The organism is Sedimentibacter hydroxybenzoicus DSM 7310 (assembly GCF_013403245.1).
GTDB lineage: Bacteria > Bacillota > Clostridia > Tissierellales > Sedimentibacteraceae > Sedimentibacter > Sedimentibacter hydroxybenzoicus.
In genome coordinates, this window is record NZ_JACBNQ010000002.1 from 351,027 (window position 1) to 368,694 (window position 17,668).

At 37.5% G+C, this 17,668-nt stretch carries 19 protein-coding genes; all 19 read left to right on the plus strand.

Annotation, left to right across the window (positions count from 1 at the left end; genetic code table 11):
- Position 1 precedes the first annotated feature (1 nt).
- The 19 genes from HZF24_RS04255 to HZF24_RS04345 all read left to right on the plus strand — a co-directional run bounded on the left by HZF24_RS04255 (position 2) and on the right by HZF24_RS04345 (position 17,648).
- Complete coding sequence (locus HZF24_RS04255; protein WP_179237026.1) at positions 2-976, plus strand: branched-chain amino acid ABC transporter permease; 975 nt, start codon at positions 2-4, stop codon at positions 974-976.
- The gene (locus HZF24_RS04260) at positions 966-1,769 is read left to right on the plus strand and encodes an ABC transporter ATP-binding protein (RefSeq protein ID WP_179237027.1); all 804 of its coding nucleotides are present in this window, start codon (positions 966-968) and stop codon (positions 1,767-1,769) included. The genes HZF24_RS04255 and HZF24_RS04260 overlap by 11 nt, the downstream gene beginning before the upstream one ends.
- A 77-nt stretch (positions 1,770-1,846) precedes the next feature.
- Positions 1,847-2,770 (plus strand): DUF1177 domain-containing protein, encoded by a 924-nt coding sequence (locus HZF24_RS04265; RefSeq protein ID WP_179237028.1) that lies wholly within the window; start codon positions 1,847-1,849, stop codon positions 2,768-2,770.
- Positions 2,771-2,775: 5 nt separating this feature from the next.
- Complete coding sequence (locus HZF24_RS04270; protein WP_179237029.1) at positions 2,776-3,480, plus strand: ABC transporter ATP-binding protein; 705 nt, start codon at positions 2,776-2,778, stop codon at positions 3,478-3,480.
- Positions 3,481-3,620: 140 nt separating this feature from the next.
- On the plus strand, positions 3,621-3,947 hold the full coding sequence (locus HZF24_RS04275) for a TIGR04076 family protein (protein ID WP_179237030.1): 327 nt from the start codon (positions 3,621-3,623) through the stop codon (positions 3,945-3,947).
- 345 nt (positions 3,948-4,292) lie between these two features.
- On the plus strand, positions 4,293-5,045 hold the full coding sequence (locus HZF24_RS04280; protein ID WP_179237031.1) for a GntR family transcriptional regulator: 753 nt from the start codon (positions 4,293-4,295) through the stop codon (positions 5,043-5,045).
- 23 nt (positions 5,046-5,068) lie between these two features.
- Positions 5,069-6,139: an ABC transporter ATP-binding protein gene (locus HZF24_RS04285; protein ID WP_179237032.1), complete on the plus strand. Its 1,071-nt coding sequence runs from the start codon at positions 5,069-5,071 to the stop codon at positions 6,137-6,139.
- Positions 6,140-6,152: 13 nt separating this feature from the next.
- Positions 6,153-7,019 (plus strand): ABC transporter permease, encoded by an 867-nt coding sequence (locus HZF24_RS04290; RefSeq protein WP_179237033.1) that lies wholly within the window; start codon positions 6,153-6,155, stop codon positions 7,017-7,019.
- Position 7,020: 1 nt separating this feature from the next.
- A complete protein-coding gene (locus HZF24_RS04295; RefSeq protein WP_179237034.1) occupies positions 7,021-7,848 on the plus strand; it encodes an ABC transporter permease in 828 nt (275 codons plus the stop codon).
- Complete coding sequence (locus HZF24_RS04300) at positions 7,845-8,903, plus strand: polyamine ABC transporter substrate-binding protein (RefSeq protein WP_179237035.1); 1,059 nt, start codon at positions 7,845-7,847, stop codon at positions 8,901-8,903. The genes HZF24_RS04295 and HZF24_RS04300 overlap by 4 nt, the downstream gene beginning before the upstream one ends.
- Positions 8,904-8,928: 25 nt before the next feature.
- A complete protein-coding gene (locus HZF24_RS04305; RefSeq protein ID WP_179237036.1) occupies positions 8,929-9,924 on the plus strand; it encodes an SIS domain-containing protein in 996 nt (331 codons plus the stop codon).
- A 74-nt stretch (positions 9,925-9,998) separates the two neighbouring features.
- Positions 9,999-10,820, plus strand: coding sequence for a fructoselysine 3-epimerase (gene frlC / locus HZF24_RS04310; protein ID WP_179237037.1), 822 nt, complete (start codon positions 9,999-10,001; stop codon positions 10,818-10,820).
- A gap of 7 nt (positions 10,821-10,827) precedes the next feature.
- On the plus strand, positions 10,828-11,625 hold the full coding sequence (gene frlD / locus HZF24_RS04315; protein WP_179237038.1) for a fructoselysine 6-kinase: 798 nt from the start codon (positions 10,828-10,830) through the stop codon (positions 11,623-11,625).
- 207 nt (positions 11,626-11,832) lie between these two features.
- A complete protein-coding gene (locus HZF24_RS04320; protein ID WP_179237039.1) occupies positions 11,833-13,347 on the plus strand; it encodes an ABC transporter substrate-binding protein in 1,515 nt (504 codons plus the stop codon).
- Between the two features lie 16 nt (positions 13,348-13,363).
- Entirely contained in the window at positions 13,364-14,320 is a 957-nt protein-coding gene (locus HZF24_RS04325; protein ID WP_179237040.1) for an ABC transporter permease, read from the plus strand.
- Positions 14,320-15,141 carry an ABC transporter permease gene (locus tag HZF24_RS04330; RefSeq protein ID WP_179237041.1) on the plus strand — a complete coding sequence of 274 codons (822 nt, stop codon included), beginning with the start codon at positions 14,320-14,322 and terminating at the stop codon, positions 15,139-15,141. The genes HZF24_RS04325 and HZF24_RS04330 overlap by 1 nt, the downstream gene beginning before the upstream one ends.
- On the plus strand, positions 15,134-16,078 hold the full coding sequence (locus HZF24_RS04335) for an ABC transporter ATP-binding protein (protein WP_179237042.1): 945 nt from the start codon (positions 15,134-15,136) through the stop codon (positions 16,076-16,078). The genes HZF24_RS04330 and HZF24_RS04335 overlap by 8 nt, the downstream gene beginning before the upstream one ends.
- Before the next feature lie 8 nt (positions 16,079-16,086).
- The gene (locus HZF24_RS04340; protein ID WP_179237043.1) at positions 16,087-16,875 is read left to right on the plus strand and encodes an ABC transporter ATP-binding protein; all 789 of its coding nucleotides are present in this window, start codon (positions 16,087-16,089) and stop codon (positions 16,873-16,875) included.
- 17 nt (positions 16,876-16,892) lie between these two features.
- On the plus strand, positions 16,893-17,648 hold the full coding sequence (locus tag HZF24_RS04345; protein WP_179237044.1) for a tRNA1(Val) (adenine(37)-N6)-methyltransferase: 756 nt from the start codon (positions 16,893-16,895) through the stop codon (positions 17,646-17,648).
- The last annotated feature ends 20 nt before the right edge of the window (positions 17,649-17,668 follow it).

Genomic DNA, 17,668 nt, shown 5'->3' on the forward strand with positions numbered 1-17,668 from the left:
AATGAAGAAAATAGCAGATTTACTAACATTAAAAAAACCTTCTATAATATGGATAATTATTCTTGTTACAATTCCGTTTGTTGTTAAAAGTGTATATTATCTGCATCTGATGAATTATGTATTGATCCTTATTATTTTGACTTTAGGATTAAATTTGCTGACCGGTTTTACAGGTCAGATATCCATAGGACATGCTGGTTTTTACGGAATCGGCGCATATGTATCTGCATATTTATCTGTAACAATGGGATTATCGTTTTGGATTGCATTTCCTATTTCCGGTATTATAACTGCTTTTATAGGCTATTTAATTGGCAAGCCTATATTAAAATTGAAAGGTGCATATCTTTCAATTGCATCAATTGGAATTGGAGAAATTACCAGACTTGTGCTTATAAACTGGACAAAAGTTACTCATGGCGCAGAGGGCTTTAAGGGGATCCCTTCACCGGTATTTTTTGGAATTGCCATAGATAATGACCTGAAATACTATTATTTATTGGTTCCTATAGTTATTATTATATATTTTTTAATAAATTCACTTATTGATTCAGAAGCGGGCAGAGCATTCAGAGCTATTCGCGATGAAGAAATTGCTGCTGAGTTCATGGGAATTAATGTTGCAAAAATGAAGTTAATGTCTTTTATTATTTCATCATTTTTAGCAGGCATTGCAGGCAGTCTTTTGGCTCACATGGATGGTTACCTTTCGCCGTTTAGTTTTAGCTTTACTCAATCAGTATCATTTCTTATGATGATTTTGGCAGGAGGACTTGGTTATAAATGGGGTCCGATAATAGGAGTTTTTCTATTAACATTTGCTAAGGAATGGTTTCGTTTTTTCAATGAGTACCAGCTTATTATATATGGCTTGATGCTTGTTTTAATTATAATGTTTATGCCTAAAGGTATTTATGGTTCCTTTAAAGAAATTTTCCTTAAGCTTATGCGAAGGAGGAATGAAGATGCCAGATAATGTACTTGAAATTAAAGGAATTACGAAAAAATTCGGAGGGCTGACAGCTCTTTCGAAATTAGATTTAGAAGTTGAGCAAGGATCAATACACGCAATTATCGGTCCCAATGGATCAGGAAAAACTACTTTTTTTAATGTCATAACAGGATTGTATGTTCCGGATGAGGGTTCTGTAATTTTCTGCGGAAAGGATGTAACCGGAACTGTGCCGTATAAAATGGCACGATTAGGTATGGGACGTACTTTTCAGACTATATTTCTATTTAAACAAATGACAGTATTAGAGAATGTTCTCATAGGTTTGCAGAGTGAATCGGAATACAAATTAATCAACAATATGATTATGACACCTAAACGCCAATTATATGAAAAAGAATTGCATGAGAAAGCATATGAACTTCTTGCCTTTGTAGGATTGTATGATCAAAGAAATGATATTGCATGCAATCTGCCTTATGGGAAGCAGCGTCTTTTGGAAGTTGCACGAGCAATGGGTATTAACCCGAAGATCATTTTACTTGATGAACCGGCAGCGGGTATGAATCCGCAAGAAACGTCGGAACTTATTGAGAGAGTAAAAAATATTCGCAATAAATATAATATGACAGTATTAATCATTGAGCACGATATGAAGTTAGTTATGCAGCTTGCTGATACTATTACATGTCTTGACCATGGCTCGGTAATAGCTTGCGGTAACCCCAAAATAGTAACTAAGGATAGCAAGGTAGTAGAAGCTTACTTGGGGATAGTAGGTGAAAAGGATACAATAGAATATAATAAAGTTGATTAAGAAAAGGATCAACTGATTAAAATGGGGATATAAAATATAAAAGACCGCCCCAACGGTAGAAAGGATATTTTACGACTATGCTTAAACAGATTTTAGAGATTAAAGATATTTTGGATGGGATGGTAACAGGTAATGATGTTGCAGATTATCTTCGTGAACGCGGTGCAAAATCAGTTATTATAACTCCTATTGACGGAGAACAAGGACATACAGACTTTCTAAAAATACAAATTAACGGTACGATGGGAAAATCTGTGGGAGGAGATGAACCAACATTAGGAATTATTGGAAGATTAGGAGGTATTGGAGCACGACCTAATCGCATAGGCATAGTATCTGATGCGGATGGTGCGATTGCAGCACTGGCAGTTGCCCTGAAATTAGTAGAAATGCAAGAAAGAGGAGATAAACTTCGGGGAGATGTTATTATTTGTACTCATATTTGTCCGAACGCACCAATATTACCCCATAAGCCTGTTCCGTTAATGAATTCTCCTGTTGATATGGAAATGTTGAATAAATATGAAGTGTCACAAGAAATGGATGCAATTTTGTCCGTTGATGCGACTAAAGGAAATATTATTTTGAATAACCGGGGTATTGCAATAACGCAAACAGTCTTAAACGGTTATATTTTACCTGTAAGCCAGGAATTGCTTGAATTGGAAAGCTACTGTACCGGCATGCTGCCTGTTGTTCTTCCTATATGTCAGTATGACATTACTCCTTATGGTAATGGTCTTAGTCACATAAACAGTATTGTTCAGCCATCTGTGGCAGCTAATGTTCCTGTTGTAGGTGTAGCTATTACTGCACAATCAACGGTACCGGGATGTGCAACCGGCTCATGTCAAGAAACCGATATACGTGATGCAGCTGTGTTTTGTGTTGAGGTAGCAAAATCCTTTACTAAAGAAACAGATCTTTTTTACAATAAAACAGAATACAATCGTTGTATTGAATTATATGGTGAGTTTACTCATTTTAAAAGATCGGAGTGATCGTCTTGCTAAGTGTAAAAAACATTCGTTGCAGTTATGGAAACATTGAAGTTTTAAAGGGTATAAGCTTAAAAGTCGAAGAGGGTCAAATAGTTGCTTTAATAGGTGCTAACGGTGCAGGAAAAACTACTACGTTAAAAGCAATTTCGGGTATTCTCCCAATTACGTCTGGGTCTATAACTATTAATAATGTAGATATCAGCAGGGAAAAACCTTATAATATGGTTAAACATCGCATGTCACAGGTGCCGGAAGGACGTCAGGTTTTTCCCGAACTTTCTGTATTAGACAATCTGCTTTTAGGGGGATATGCAATAAAAGACAAGAAATGCGTGAATGATAGAATTGATAATATGCTTGAATTCTTTCCTAGGCTCAGAGAACGTGCAAAACAGCATGCAGGAACACTATCCGGAGGAGAACAGCAAATGCTTGCAATTGCACGAGCGTTGGTATCTGATCCAAAGCTGTTGTTAATGGATGAACCTTCAATGGGTCTTTCACCTAAGTTGGTTGGTGAGGTTTTTGATATTATTGTTGATTTAAAGAATCAAGGCATCACTATTCTATTGGTAGAACAAAATGCTCATATGGCATTGAATATAGCAGATTATGCATATGTCATACAAACCGGTGAAATTGTTATTTCGGGTACGGGTCATGATATGAGTGCAAATGATGAGGTTCGCAAAGCATATCTTTCTGAATGATTAGGATAAGATACTTATAAACAGATTGAATTATTTTTATTTGAAAAATACTTCTTCCATTTGTTTGTAAGGTGGAATTAGCTTTTAATTGAACTTTCTTAATTATAAAATATTCTATAAAAATAAAAGGAGTAAAATATATGGAAAGAAAGAAAAAAGCAAAAGTAAAAATTACAGTATTAAAAACGTTATATCATGAGGATCTTGTTAAGGAATATTTATTACCAGATCAGCAGGCAACATATGGTCCTTGTTATCGCCACCACGTGGGGCAGGAATTCATTATTGACAGCTTTGACAAACCGGCAGAATTTTGTTCTTGGGCGTGGTCGGATATCCACCGAGAGTTTATTTCAGTGATGTTCAATGCCGATTTTCCAAACTTTAAAGATGGAGGGACTATCATCGCAACCTGTACGGATGGTTTAAGACCGGTTGTTTTCAAAGTAGAACGAATCGATTGTTAATTAATGTTAAAATAGTGAAAGACATCCTTTGCTGTAATCATAGAAAATACGAAAAACTAATTATATTGAAAACAGGTAAATATGAAAAAAACCCCGGTAGGCAGAATATATTTTAAGATACTGGGGTTTTGATTTTGATACTAATAAAACAGTACCTTCAATGAAACCTCTTATTATTATAATCGGAATGTTTGAAAATTTCTTTCCTAAAGCAACCATCAATCTGCACTAAGTGCTATATCGGAAATTTTCGATTTAACCTTTAAGCAATCTTTAAAATTATATTGCGGATGTAAAATTTATGTGTTATAATTTTACCGCGTGGTATATACCAGCATACCAATTATGAAAGAGTGTGATACTATCAAAAACAAATCATACATTCCTCCGGCTTATATTCAAATCAGGGATATCCTTGTAGAGAAAATAAATACAGGGGAATTAAAAAGTGACAATCAGTTACCGTCAGAGAGAGAACTAAGCGAAACATATAAGATTAGCAGGATGACTGCAAGGAATGCGCTTACACAGCTTGTGGACTCCGGCTATGCCTACAGACTTAAAGGAAAAGGTACATTTGTAAGATTTCCGAAAATCGAGAGAGATTTTGTCAGGCTCAGCGGCTTTTCTCAAATGTTAAAGTCTAAAGGAATCAAGCCAAGCAACAAAATTGTAAAGTCGGGAATTGTTGTGGCTGATAAAAAAATAGCCTCACTGTTGGAAACAACAATGGGAACGAAGGTTTATGAGATTGTCCGTATAAGATATGGAAATGATATCGCGCTGGCACTGGAATATTCTTATTTACCTGTCAACTTGTTTGACAATTTGCTGCAATATGATTTTGAAAACGATTCACTGTACAAGGTTATAGAAGAAAATTACAACTACAAGCTAAAATATTCCAAGCAATGGATAAAAATAATTACCTTAAATAAAGAAGAATCTAAATTATTAAATGTGAAAGAAAATACGCCGGCATTTTTGTTGGAATCTATATCATACGACATGGATGAAAAAGTCGTAGAGTCTACATTATCATTAAATATTGGTGATAAAACAGCTTTTTATACCGAGCTGTGGCCAAGTAATATTTAAATAAATAAAAAATGAGGTGGAAGATGTCTGATTCGATTGTTTCTTTAATAGATGTTGAAAAAAGTTTCGGAAAAAATAAAGTTGTTAAGAAAATGAATGTTGAAATAAAGGAAGGGGAATTTCTGACTTTGCTCGGACCTTCGGGATGCGGGAAAACTACAACCCTGAGAATGATCGCAGGGTTTGAAGAAGCCACTTCCGGAGCAATCAAGGTTCAGGGAGAAAGTGTTGAAGATAAGGAGCCTTTTGAAAGAGATGTAAATACGGTTTTTCAGAACTACGCTCTTTTTCCGCACATGAGTGTATTTGATAACATAGCTTATGGCTTGAAAATAAGAAAAAGACCCAAGGATGAAATAACAAAACGAGTTAATGAAATGCTGGATCTTGTTCAGCTTAAGGGATATGAAAACAGAAAGCCAGATGCTCTATCCGGAGGACAAAAGCAAAGAGTCGCAATTGCCAGAGCTCTCATAAACAATCCTAAAGTTCTGCTGTTGGACGAGCCTCTTGGTGCACTTGATCTCAAGCTTAGAAAGCAGATGCAGGTAGAGCTGAAAAGACTGCAAAAGAAGCTTGGAATTACCTTTGTTTATGTAACTCATGACCAGGAAGAGGCTCTTACAATGAGTGACAGAATAGCGGTAATGAACGAAGGCGTGATAGAACAGCTTGCAACGCCCAGAGAGATTTATGACAGACCGTTTACTAAATTTGTGGCAGGCTTTATCGGAGAATCTAATATTTTTGACGGTAAGGTTAAAGCTTTACACGATGGAATTTTAGACGTGGAAACATCATCAGGTACAATGAAGGTAAAGGGAAGCGGATTTGATGTGGGTGAAAGCATCCACGTGTCAATAAGACCGGAGTATGTAAAGGTGAATTCCGATCCTGTGGAAGGATTTGATCTCAAGGGAAATGTCAAGGATTATATATACATGGGAACTGTTGTAAAAACATCTGTTGATTTAAAAGATAATATTGAAATAAAGTATTCCCGATTTGAAAAGGATGAAGATTTCAAAGAAGGAGATTCTGTAAACATATACTGGAATCCTGAAAGAGCTGTTGCCATAAAGGCTAAAAAGTAGCGTGGAGGACCATATGCAAAAAAATACTTTTAAACGAAAAACACTGCCGTCCTTAGCTATGGCCGGACCGGTTTCCTTATGGATGATTTTATTTGTAACACTGCCCATGCTGTATATTATTTATATAAGCTTTATGTCCAGAGGAGTGTTTGGCGATGTTGTATATAAATTTTCATTGGAAAGCTATGAAACATTACTGGACAGCACATATTTTAAAGTTATATTAAAATCTATAAAGGCAGCATTCGTAACAACTGTGCTGTGTATTCTTATAGGATATCCGTTTGCGTATTATATTGCGAAAAAACCAAAGGAAGTAGCGTCAAAGCTTATAATGCTCATTATGATTCCTTTCTGGACAAACTCTTTGATGAGACTTAACAGCTGGCTTCTTTTGTTTCAGACAAGCGGACCCGTAAATAATTTTCTTCTGAGTACGGGTTTTATAGACACACCTATGAGCTTTGTATATACAGATGGTCTTGTAATGGTTGGTATGATAACAAATATGCTTCCGTTTGCGGTGCTCCCAATGTACAGCTCAATTGAAAAATTAAGCAGGTCTCTTTTGGAAGCATCGGCAGATCTCGGTGCCTCCGGACGCACTACATTTTTCAATATAACACTGCCCCTTACATTTCCGGGAATATTTTCTTCTATAATATTGGTATTTATACCTTCTCTTGGTATATATACCGTAACGGACATGCTCGGCGGCGGAAAAGTCCTGTATATAGGAAATATTATTAAAAATCAATTCGGGTCAATACGAAACTGGCCTCTCGGGGCTGCACTTTCCGTACTGTTGATTGTTATAACGGGATTGCTTATTTATATATACACCAGATTTGCAAAGATTGAAGATATGGAGGTGTTGTAAAATGAGTATTTCAAGAAAACAAAAAGGTAAAAGACGGCAGGAGCTGCTGGGAACTATTTACTCAGTTGCCATATACACCATACTGTATATTCCGGTATTTGTAATGATGATGTTTTCATTCAACAATCAAAGATATAACTATTACTGGAATGGTTTTACGACTCAGTGGTATGCAAAATTATTTAATAATTCAGCCGTTATCGGAAGCTTATGGTATTCGGTGGTAATTGCAGTATTAGCAACTGTGATTTCTGTTACGATAGGTACAATCGGTGCACTCGGATTAAAGAAATATGAATTCAGAGGAAAGAAATTCATTAACAATATGCTGTATATACCCATAATAGTTCCCGAAATTGTCATGGCGGTGGCACTGCTTATTATATTCATCAAGATAGGCTTGTCTCTGGGGATGGGAACTATATTAATAGGTCACTGTACTTTCTGCATACCTTATGCGGTAGTTACAATCAAGGGTCGTATAAGCGGTGACGGCTACAGCCTTGAGGAGGCATCAATGGATCTCGGTGCCAACAGAATCAAGACATTTTTAAACGTAACTCTTCCGAGTATTATGCCGGGAGTAATGAGTGCGGCATTTCTGTCATTTACTCTTTCAATAGATGATGTTGTAATGAGTAATATGCTTGCAGGAGCAAAAAATTCAACATTGCCGGTTTTGATTCTTTCAATGAACAAGACAGGAGTTACGCCGGATGTAAATGCACTCACAACAATCATGATTCTATTCATTGTTATAGCAATGATTTTGAATAATTTTATCAGAAATGCGTTAAAGAAACGCGCAAAAATGGAGGAAAACATATGAAAAAACTTATTTCCATGCTATTAATCTCAGTTTTAATCATGGGGCTTTTTACAGGCTGTGGCTCCAGTACCGATTCTGCTAAAGGCGGAAATGCAGAACCGAGCACGGAGCTCAACATCTATATGTGGCAGCAATATATATCTGACGATTTGATTGTTGAATTTGAAAAAGATAACAACGCTAAAGTAAATCTGTCATATATGAGTGATAACGCAGATGCTATCACTAAGCTTACGGCAGGCGGCGGACAAGAGTATGATCTTATAATGACATGTGATGCTTATATGGAATCACTTGTAGAAGGCGGATATGTTGAAAAAATAAACTTTGAAAATATTCCAAATGCAAAAAATATAAATGAATCATACTGGACTGCTAAAGAATACTGCGTACCGTATCTTATGAACTATATTTACATAGTTTATAACAAGGATACTAGCCCTGTTGAAATAAAGAGCTACAATGATCTTATAAATCCTGCATTAAAGGGGCAGATAGCTTCAATAGACGGTGCAAGAAACCTGTTTCCTATAGCACTTGTTGCTCTCGGATATGATCCTAACTCAATAAACGAAAATGAAATAGCCGAAGCTTATGAGTGGCTTGTGAAATATAACGACAATGTTGTAGCATACGGAAATGCAGAGCAAAATCTTACAAACGGAACTGCATCAGTTGCATTCACATATGACGGTAATGCTTCATGGGCTATGTCAGAGCTTGGAGATAAAAACAATCTTGTAATAGCTGATTTTGAAAAAGATCCGGTACAGCTTGGTTTTGACCTCTATGTAGTGCCGAAGGGAGCTAGGCATGTGGATCTTGCGGAAAAATTCCTTAACTACATCACTGACCCTGAGGTTATGGCTGCAAACCTTGTAGAATATCCATATTCATGCCCGAATGATGCGGCGGTTGAAGCGGCTTCAGACGATTACAAAAATGACCCTGCAAGAGATTTTGCTTACAAGGAAAATGTGTTTTTCCAAAAGGATGTAGGAAACGTAATTACAATATACAATGATTATTATCAGAAATTAAAGGTTGGGGAATAATCAGGTTAAACAGGAGAACATAATAATGCTAAAATTTGACGAACAGAAGCAATTGGACAGCGTTAACGGAGCATTGGCTCTCAGAAAAGAAATAGAGTCCATTGTAGACGGAATTTGTAATAAAGGATATAAAAACATCTGCTGGCTTGGTATAGGAGGAACATATGCATCTTCACTGCAGGCGGAAGTGCACATGAAGGAAAGATCGGCAATAAATTTCTTTGTTGAAAATGCTGCAGAATACATTACCACCGGAAACAAAAGGGTGGGCAAAGGTACCGTAGTGGTTATTTCCTCTGTTACGGGAAGCACAAAAGAAATGATTGACGGAGTCAAAAAGGCTAAGGAAGCAGGTGCCGAGGTTATAGGATTTGTTGATTATCCGGATACTGAACTGGCTAAAATGGCTGATTATCTCGTATCGTATCCAAAAAACGAGCAGCTTAAATTTTTTATGACTGCCGACAGATTTATGTATAATGCCGGAGAATTCGATGAATATAATGAGCTTTATGCCGAACTTGACGCACATCTTGCACAGGGACTTGCAGAGGTTGAAAAATCAGCCGATGAACTGGGAGAGAGGCTGGCAAGAAAGCATATGAATGACAGTATACATTATTTTGTTGGGGCAGGTAATCAGTATGGAGCAACGTACTCCTATGCAATGTGCTATTGGGAAGAGCAGCACTGGATAAGAACAAAATCTATTCACAGCGCGGAATTTTTCCATGGTATGTTTGAAATTATTGACAGGGATACTGCGGTTACGGTATTTGTGGGAGAAGACTCTCAGAGAGAACTCAGCGAAAGAGTTGCAAATTTTTTACCGAGAATATGTGCAAACTACAATATAATTGATACAAAGGATTATGAACTCAAGGGGATAAGTGAAAAATTCAGAGGACATCTTTCTCATCTGCTTATGAGAGTAATAACTTCAAGAATAGATGTTCACTTAGAAAAATTAAACTGTCACCCTATGGAGATAAGACGATATTACAGACAGCTTGATTATTAAGAGCTTGTCATCAATCTTACAGGCTGCTTCTTAATTATGAAGCAGCCTATTTTTTACTTATGAAGGGAGATTTTATGCAGGTTGGAATATTTACGTCGGGATATCAGCGCAGTGATGTGGAGGATATTTTCAGGGACGCCAAAAGATTTGGATACGACTATATTGAACTGTGGGGAGGCCGTCCTCACGCATATGCATATGACCTTAAGAGAGGACAGACAGATAAATTGCTGAGCCTCAGAGATAAATATGAAATTCCCATAAAGGTGTATACGCCGGAGCACAATGCATATCCGTACAATTACATGATAGGTGATGAATATCAAAGAAAAGAATCAATCGAGTATCTTAAAACCGCAATAGAAATGGGCAAAGCTCTCGGAGCGGAATACACGGTAATATCTGCCGGTCATGCCGGCTATGAAGCCACAAGGAAAGAAATATGGGAAAGACTGTGCAAAAGCATCAGAGAGCTGGTTGATTATGCGCAGGAAAAAGGGCACATGCTTCTTATTGAAGCGCTTACTCCGTATGAATCCAATGTATGTACGACAGCTAATGATCTTTGTGACATAATAGAATACATTGATTCAACTTATTTTGGTGCAATGTGTGATATTGTTCCCGCTTTTGTGCAGCAGGAAAGCATAATGAGTTATTTCAAGAAGCTTGGAAAAAATCTTAAGCATCTTCACATAATTGACAGCGACGGAAGCAGTGACACTCACCTTATGCCCGGAGACGGAAGCATTCCGCTTAAGGAGCTTATGGAGGAAATTCGCGGTTATGGGTATAATGAAGGTGCAACTATAGAGTTAGTTACGGCATACATTAACGAGCCTTCACTGTATGCAAAAAAGGCAATAGACAGATTAAAAAAAATAACAGAGCGTTGAGGATATTATGGATAAAAAAATAAGTATAGCCGCAGTTGGCGACAATTGCATAGATTTTTATGATAATACAGGTGAATATTATGCCGGCGGAAATCCGGTCAATGTTGCGGTATATGTAAAAAGGATGAACGGAAATTCATCATATACGGGTGTTGTCGGTAATGACGATTACGGAAGGTTTATGATTGAAGCCATAACCGCAAAGGGTGTTGACACATCTCACATTAGAATTTTAAACGGCAAGACTGCGATTACACACGTTGAAATTAAAAATGGCGACAGAATCCTGGGTGAATATGAAGAAGGCGTCATGGCAGATTTCAAACTGACGGAAGAAGACATAGATTTTTTGTGCAGCCATGATTTGGTTGTAACCGGCATATGGGGAATGATTGAATCTGAGCTTTATAAAATTAAGGGCAGAGGAGTGCCTGTTGCTTTTGATTTTGCAGATAAACTTGATTATGAAATAACACAAAAGGCTGTACCCTTCGTGGACTACGCATTTTTTTCCTGTGACAGCAAAAGTGATGATGAATTGCATGAGTTTATGAAATTCATTAAGTCCAAAGGTCCTGGCATAGTAGTTGTTACGAGAGGTGAAAAAGGGAGCATTGCTTATGACGGCAATGAATTCAGCAGCTTCGGAATAATAGAGTGTGATGTAGTAGACAGTATGGGAGCGGGAGACAGCTACATAGCCGGATTTCTTATGGGTATTCTTGAGGGAAAATCTGTTGAGGATTGCATGAAAAAAGGTGCTCTGAGCAGCAGTGAAACAATAGAATATTTTGGTGCTTGGTAGAGATTTTTGGTCAAACTATTGACTTTTTACTGAAATTGTGTTAAACCTAAAAATGATTTATTATAATATATATTTTCGTGATTTATAACAGATACATATTAATGATTTGATTATAAAGCTTGAAAATAGGCAGAATATTATTATAAATAAAATAGTTCAGTAAAAGATATTTTACAAAAAATTTTATTAACTGAAAGGAACAAGAAAATGAAAAAATTTAAAACTATTTTGGTTTTAGCTGTTGTGCTTATGATTTTAAGTGTAACAGCGTGCGCAAATCAGGAGAACACACCAAACGAAACTGCAGATATCAAGACAAATCTCGTGATGGGTTATACCACAGAGCCCGAAGGTCTTGATCCTCACAGAACTGCAGCAGCTTCCACATTTACGGTAACAAACAATATTTATGATACTCTTGTCGGAGTAGCACCTGACTGGGAGCTGATTCCAAGATTGGCTAAAGACTGGACTCTTTCTGAAGATGGAATGGAAATTACATTTGATTTAAGAGATGATGTAAGCTTTCATAACGGAAGAAAAATGACTGCAAAGGATGTAGAGTATTCATTTAACAGACTGAAGGATGCAGAAAGCCCGAGAGCGAGGGACTACGCAAATATAATTAAGATAGAAGTTTTAAATGACAATACCATAAAATTTATAACAGAAACATTGGATGTTGAATTATTAAAGAATTTTGCCTACCCTTGGGCAGCAGTTGTTCCCGAGGAAGCACAGGCGGATTTAAAAACAAAACCCGTGGGAACCGGTGCGTTTACATTGAAGGAATGGGTTCCTCAGCAACACCTTACATTGCAGAGAAATGAAAATTACTATAGTGACAAAGCAAAGCTTGAAACAGTTAAATTGGTACTGATACCTGATGCAACTTCTATGATGGCAAGCTTTCAGTTAGGGGATCTGGATATAGTTCCGTTAACAGGTGATCAGGTTACTATGGTTGAAAATAAATCCGAATACAAGGTTATATCTGAACCGATGAATGCTGTTCAGATTATGTCTTTAAATACAAAAAATCCGATATTGGCGAATGAAAAGGTCAGACAGGCGATGGCCATGGCCATAAACAAGGATGAAGTAATTGATGCTTCGATGTTTGGCTACGGTGATAAAATCGGCTCGCATCTGCCTCCTACTTCACCGGATTACTTCGATACGAACGATGTTATAGAATATAATCCCGAAAAAGCAAAGGAACTGCTAAAGGAAGCAGGATACGAAAACGGATTTGACGTCAGATTGTCACTTCCTAAAAATTATCAGCTTCATGTTGATGCAGGTCAGGTTATTGCGGACCAATTAAGTAAAATCGGAATTAATGCCAAAATAGAAATAATTGAATGGGGAACATGGCTAAGCGATGTTTACGGAGCAAAGAATTTTGACATGACTGTTGTGGGACACACCGGCCGACTGGATGCTTACGCATTTTTATCAAGATATAAATCAACTAGCAATGACTATATCAGCTTAACTACAGGCGAGGTTGATGAACTGTTGGAAAGAGCTCTGCAAGAGCTTGATGGGGATAAGCGAAAAGAAATATACAAAGATATTCAGGTTATTCTTGCTGAAAAGCTTCCCGCAATATATCTGCAGACACCGAGAACCATGCTTGCTTTGCAGAAAAATGTAGACGGAATGCAAATATTCCCGTTGGATTATTATGATTTCAAGGAAGTGTATTTTACAGAATAACAAATTAAGGTGAAAGATGTTAAAATATGTATTAAACAGAGTTAAAAGCTCTTTAGTTATACTGCTGGTTGTATCAATGATTACATTTTTTGTTCTCATGATTATACCGGGAAATCCTGCACAGCTCATCCTGGGAACAGACGCAACTGCTGAGGCAATAGAAGACCTTCGCATTGCCATGGGCTTAGACCGACCATACTATCAGCAATATTTAGGGTGGTTACTTGATTTGCTTAAATTTGACCTGGGAACATCCTATATTTATGGCGAAGCAGTTACTTCATTAATAATCAGAGCGATACCTGTTACATTTTCAATAGCAGTTTTCGCCATGCTCATAGCAACGATTACAGCTCTTTTTTTCGGTATTCTGTCTGCTGTGAAAAAGGATTCAATAATAGATTATTTTTCCAGGAGCATTATGCAGCTTGGAACAGCCATTCCTTCCTTTTGGATAGGAATGGTTTTTATTGTTTATTTTGGTCTCAGATTAAAATGGTTCCCTATATCCGGATTCGTCCCCATAAGCAGCAGCTTTGCAGGGTTCTTAAAAAGTATCGCCCTTCCTGCAATAGTTCTTGCCATAGGTGAAACGGGGACTCTTCTCAGGATAGTCAGAAGCTCCATGCTTGATTCATTAAAGCAGGATTACATGGATGCCGCAAGGATCAAGGGGCTCAACAAATGGAAAATATATATGAAATACGCATTGAGAGGTGCATTGATTGCACCGGTTACAATTATAGGCATGCAGTTTGCTAAGCTTGCGGGAGGAACGGTGGTTGTAGAAACTATTTTTGCTCTACCCGGTATAGGAAGATTGGTTTTAACCGCAGTTGAAAGAAGAGACATAGTTCTCTTGCAAGGACTGGTAATGTTTATTACCACGACGGTTATATTTATTACCCTGATGGTTGACTTGCTTATAATGACTATAAATCCAAGGATTAAATCCGTCGAAAGAGGAGAATAATGAAAAAGAATTTAAGCATAGCTCTTGGAATTTTCCTTGTAATTATAATTTTGACAGTTTGCTTATTGTCATTCATATACATGCCCCATGAACCGAATGAAATGAATATTTCACAAAAATTCTTAAAGCCCGGGGTGAACAGTGAGTATATTTTGGGAACCGATAATTTTGGACGAGATATACTTTCAAGGATTATGTACGGATCAAGGAACGTTCTCCTTGTAGGAATCGGTTCAGTCAGCCTGGGTACATTTATCGGGATTATATTGGGGGCAATTGCCGCAATTAACAATAAGCTTTTAAGCGCTGTCATCATGAGAATAATGGATGGGTTAATGGCCTTTCCGGGAATATTGCTCGCCCTGATGCTTGTTACGGTTGTAGGAAGGGGTATCAAGGGCTCGGTAATTGCCATAAGCATTTTTATGGTGCCTGTTTTTTCCCGCTTAGTTTATTCGATGATATTGGATACCGAAAATCTTTTGTATATAAAGGCTGCAAGGAGCTACGGCAGTTCAAATTTAACAATTTTTATGAGGCATTATATACCTGCGATGCTTCCGAGGCTGGTAACTCAATTCAGTTCAGCCATCGGTTCTGCAGTTATGATTGAAACATCACTGTCATTTTTAGGTCTCGGTATACAGCCGCCATTTGCCAGCTGGGGGTTGATGCTGAGCGAATCTAGACAGTTTTTTCTCAATTATCCTTATTTAGCTGTGGCTCCGGGAATAGCGATAATTATGACAGTTCTTGGATTTATACTGATTGGGGACGGATTGAACGATATGCTGATTCATAGGAGGTCCGACGATGAATGAGACAGTTGTATTAAAAAACCTTCACATAAAAGACGGAAAAAATACTCTTGTGAGCAATACATCCCTTACCATTGAAAAGGGAGATATATACGGATTGGTGGGAGAATCGGGTTCGGGAAAAACCCTGACCGCAAAAGCAATCATCAATTTGCTGCCTGAGGGACTAAAATTTACGGCAGACGAAATAAATGTTGCGGGTAAAAATATATTAAAAGCATCACAAAATGAGGTGACTATGTATATAGGTAAAAACGCCGGATATATACCGCAAAATACCGTATTTTTCCTGCATCCCATGATAAAAATCAAAAATCAGATAGCCGATGGATACGTGCACCATATGAAAAGAAGTAAAGCGGAGGGCTTGAAAATCAGCTTACAGCTTTTGGATATGGTGGGTTTTGAAAATCCGGAAAGCATTCTTAATTTTTATCCGTGGCAATTAAGCGGAGGCATGCGCCAAAGAGTAAATATCGCAATGGCATTGATGAATAATCCTGCCTTTATAATAGCAGATGAGCCTACAACCGCATTGGACAGTACAGTGCAAAAGCAGGTCATGGAATTGTTTAAGAAAATTAATGGGGATACGGGTATCTCGATATTATTGATATCCCACGACCTGAGCCTGATAAAGCATTACTGCCTCAAAATCGGTGTGATGTATGCCGGTCAGATAGTGGAATCCGGGTATTCAAAAGATATATTTGAAAATCCAAAGCATCCCTATACGCAATTATTAATAAAAATGATGCCTACTATGAATATTAAGAAAAACGAACCGATTCCTGAAATAAAGGGGTTCGTTCCCGAAAAAGGAAGAGACAGCCAAGGATGCTTGTTTAAAGAGAGATGTCCCTTTGCTATGGATGTTTGCGGCATAAGTGTAAAGGAACATAATGACAGCGGACATTATTACAGATGCAATCTATATTAAGAGGAAAAATGAAAACAGTTATTGAAGTAAGAAACATAAGAAAAGAATATATAACAAAAAAGCATTTCCTCACAGGTAGGACACAGGAAAAAGTGACGGCAGTTAAAAATTCATCCTTTAAGGTTGAAGAAGGAAAAACTGTAGGGATTGTAGGAGAGTCCGGAAGCGGGAAATCAACAACAGGCGAAATTGCAGGAGGATTGCAAAACCCATCCTTTGGCAATGTATTTTATTATGGGAAAAATATCGCTGAAATGACGAATGAAGAATGCCACGATTACAGGAAAAATGTCCAATTCATATTTCAGGACCCCAAGGGCTCCATGGACCCCAATTATACCGTAGGGGACAATATTGCTTTTCCGTTAATAACTTTTGATATAGAAAAGAACAAAAAAGATGCAATGCTTAAGGTTGAAGAAATGCTGGAGAAGGTTGGATTGGATAAGGATATAAAAAACAAATATCCTTCTGAAATCAGCGGTGGTCAGTGTCAGAGGGCAGCTATAGCAAGAGCCCTGGCTGTAAACCCAAAGGTGATAGTCTGCGATGAGCCGGTTTCGGCATTGGACGTTTCGATTCAGGCACAAATACTGAATTTATTAAAAAGGCTGCAAAAGGAATATAATATTTCCTACCTGTTTATTTCTCACGATATAGGTGTTGTAAACTATATGTCCGATACCATAATCGTAATGAGCAAGGGTAATATAGTTGAAATGGGAGATGCAAAGGAAATATTTTTAAACCCAAAAGAAAGCTATACAAAGAAACTGTTGGAGAGCGGATTCTTTTAAAGATAGGAGAACAGTAGGTGAACATAGAACTAAAAGAAAATGAAAAAATTGAAGACCTGCAGTGCAACGGATTAAAAATCATTCAAAATAAAAAATGGTTTTGCTTTGGCATGGACGCAGTCCTGCTGACAAATTACTGCGACATAAAAAACAATTCCATCGTAGTCGATTTAGGTACCGGCACAGGAATAATACCTATACTTTTAAGCGGAAAAAGAAATTATTCCAAAGCATACGCAATCGAAATACAGGAGGAAGTTGCAGAGATGGCAAGGCGAAGCGTCATGCTTAATAATCTGCAGGATAAAATTGAGGTGCTGAATATTGACCTTAAGGATGTTTTGAATTATCTTCAGCCAAATTCCTTTGACGCGGTAATTTCCAACCCGCCCTACAAACTGAACAACAGCGGCATTATAAATCCTTCCGATAAAAAGGCAATTTCAAGGCATGAAATAATGTGCTCCTTAGAGGACGTCATAAGCAAGGCATCGTCCCTCTTAAAGCAATACGGACGTTTTTACATGGTTCACCGCCCCGACAGGCTGGCAGATATAATGTGCCTTTTAAGAAAATACCGTCTGGAGCCGAAACAGATACGTTTTGTTCACCCAAGAGCTGCCGAGAAGCCAAACATGATTTTAATCAGAGCTTCCAAAAACGGAAATCCCGAATTGAAATTTGACCCACCGCTTTATATTTACGGCGAAGATGGTAAGTACACAAAGGACGTATACGACATATATCAGTGTAAAGCGACACACATTCAATAAAAATTCTTCTAAGAAATAAT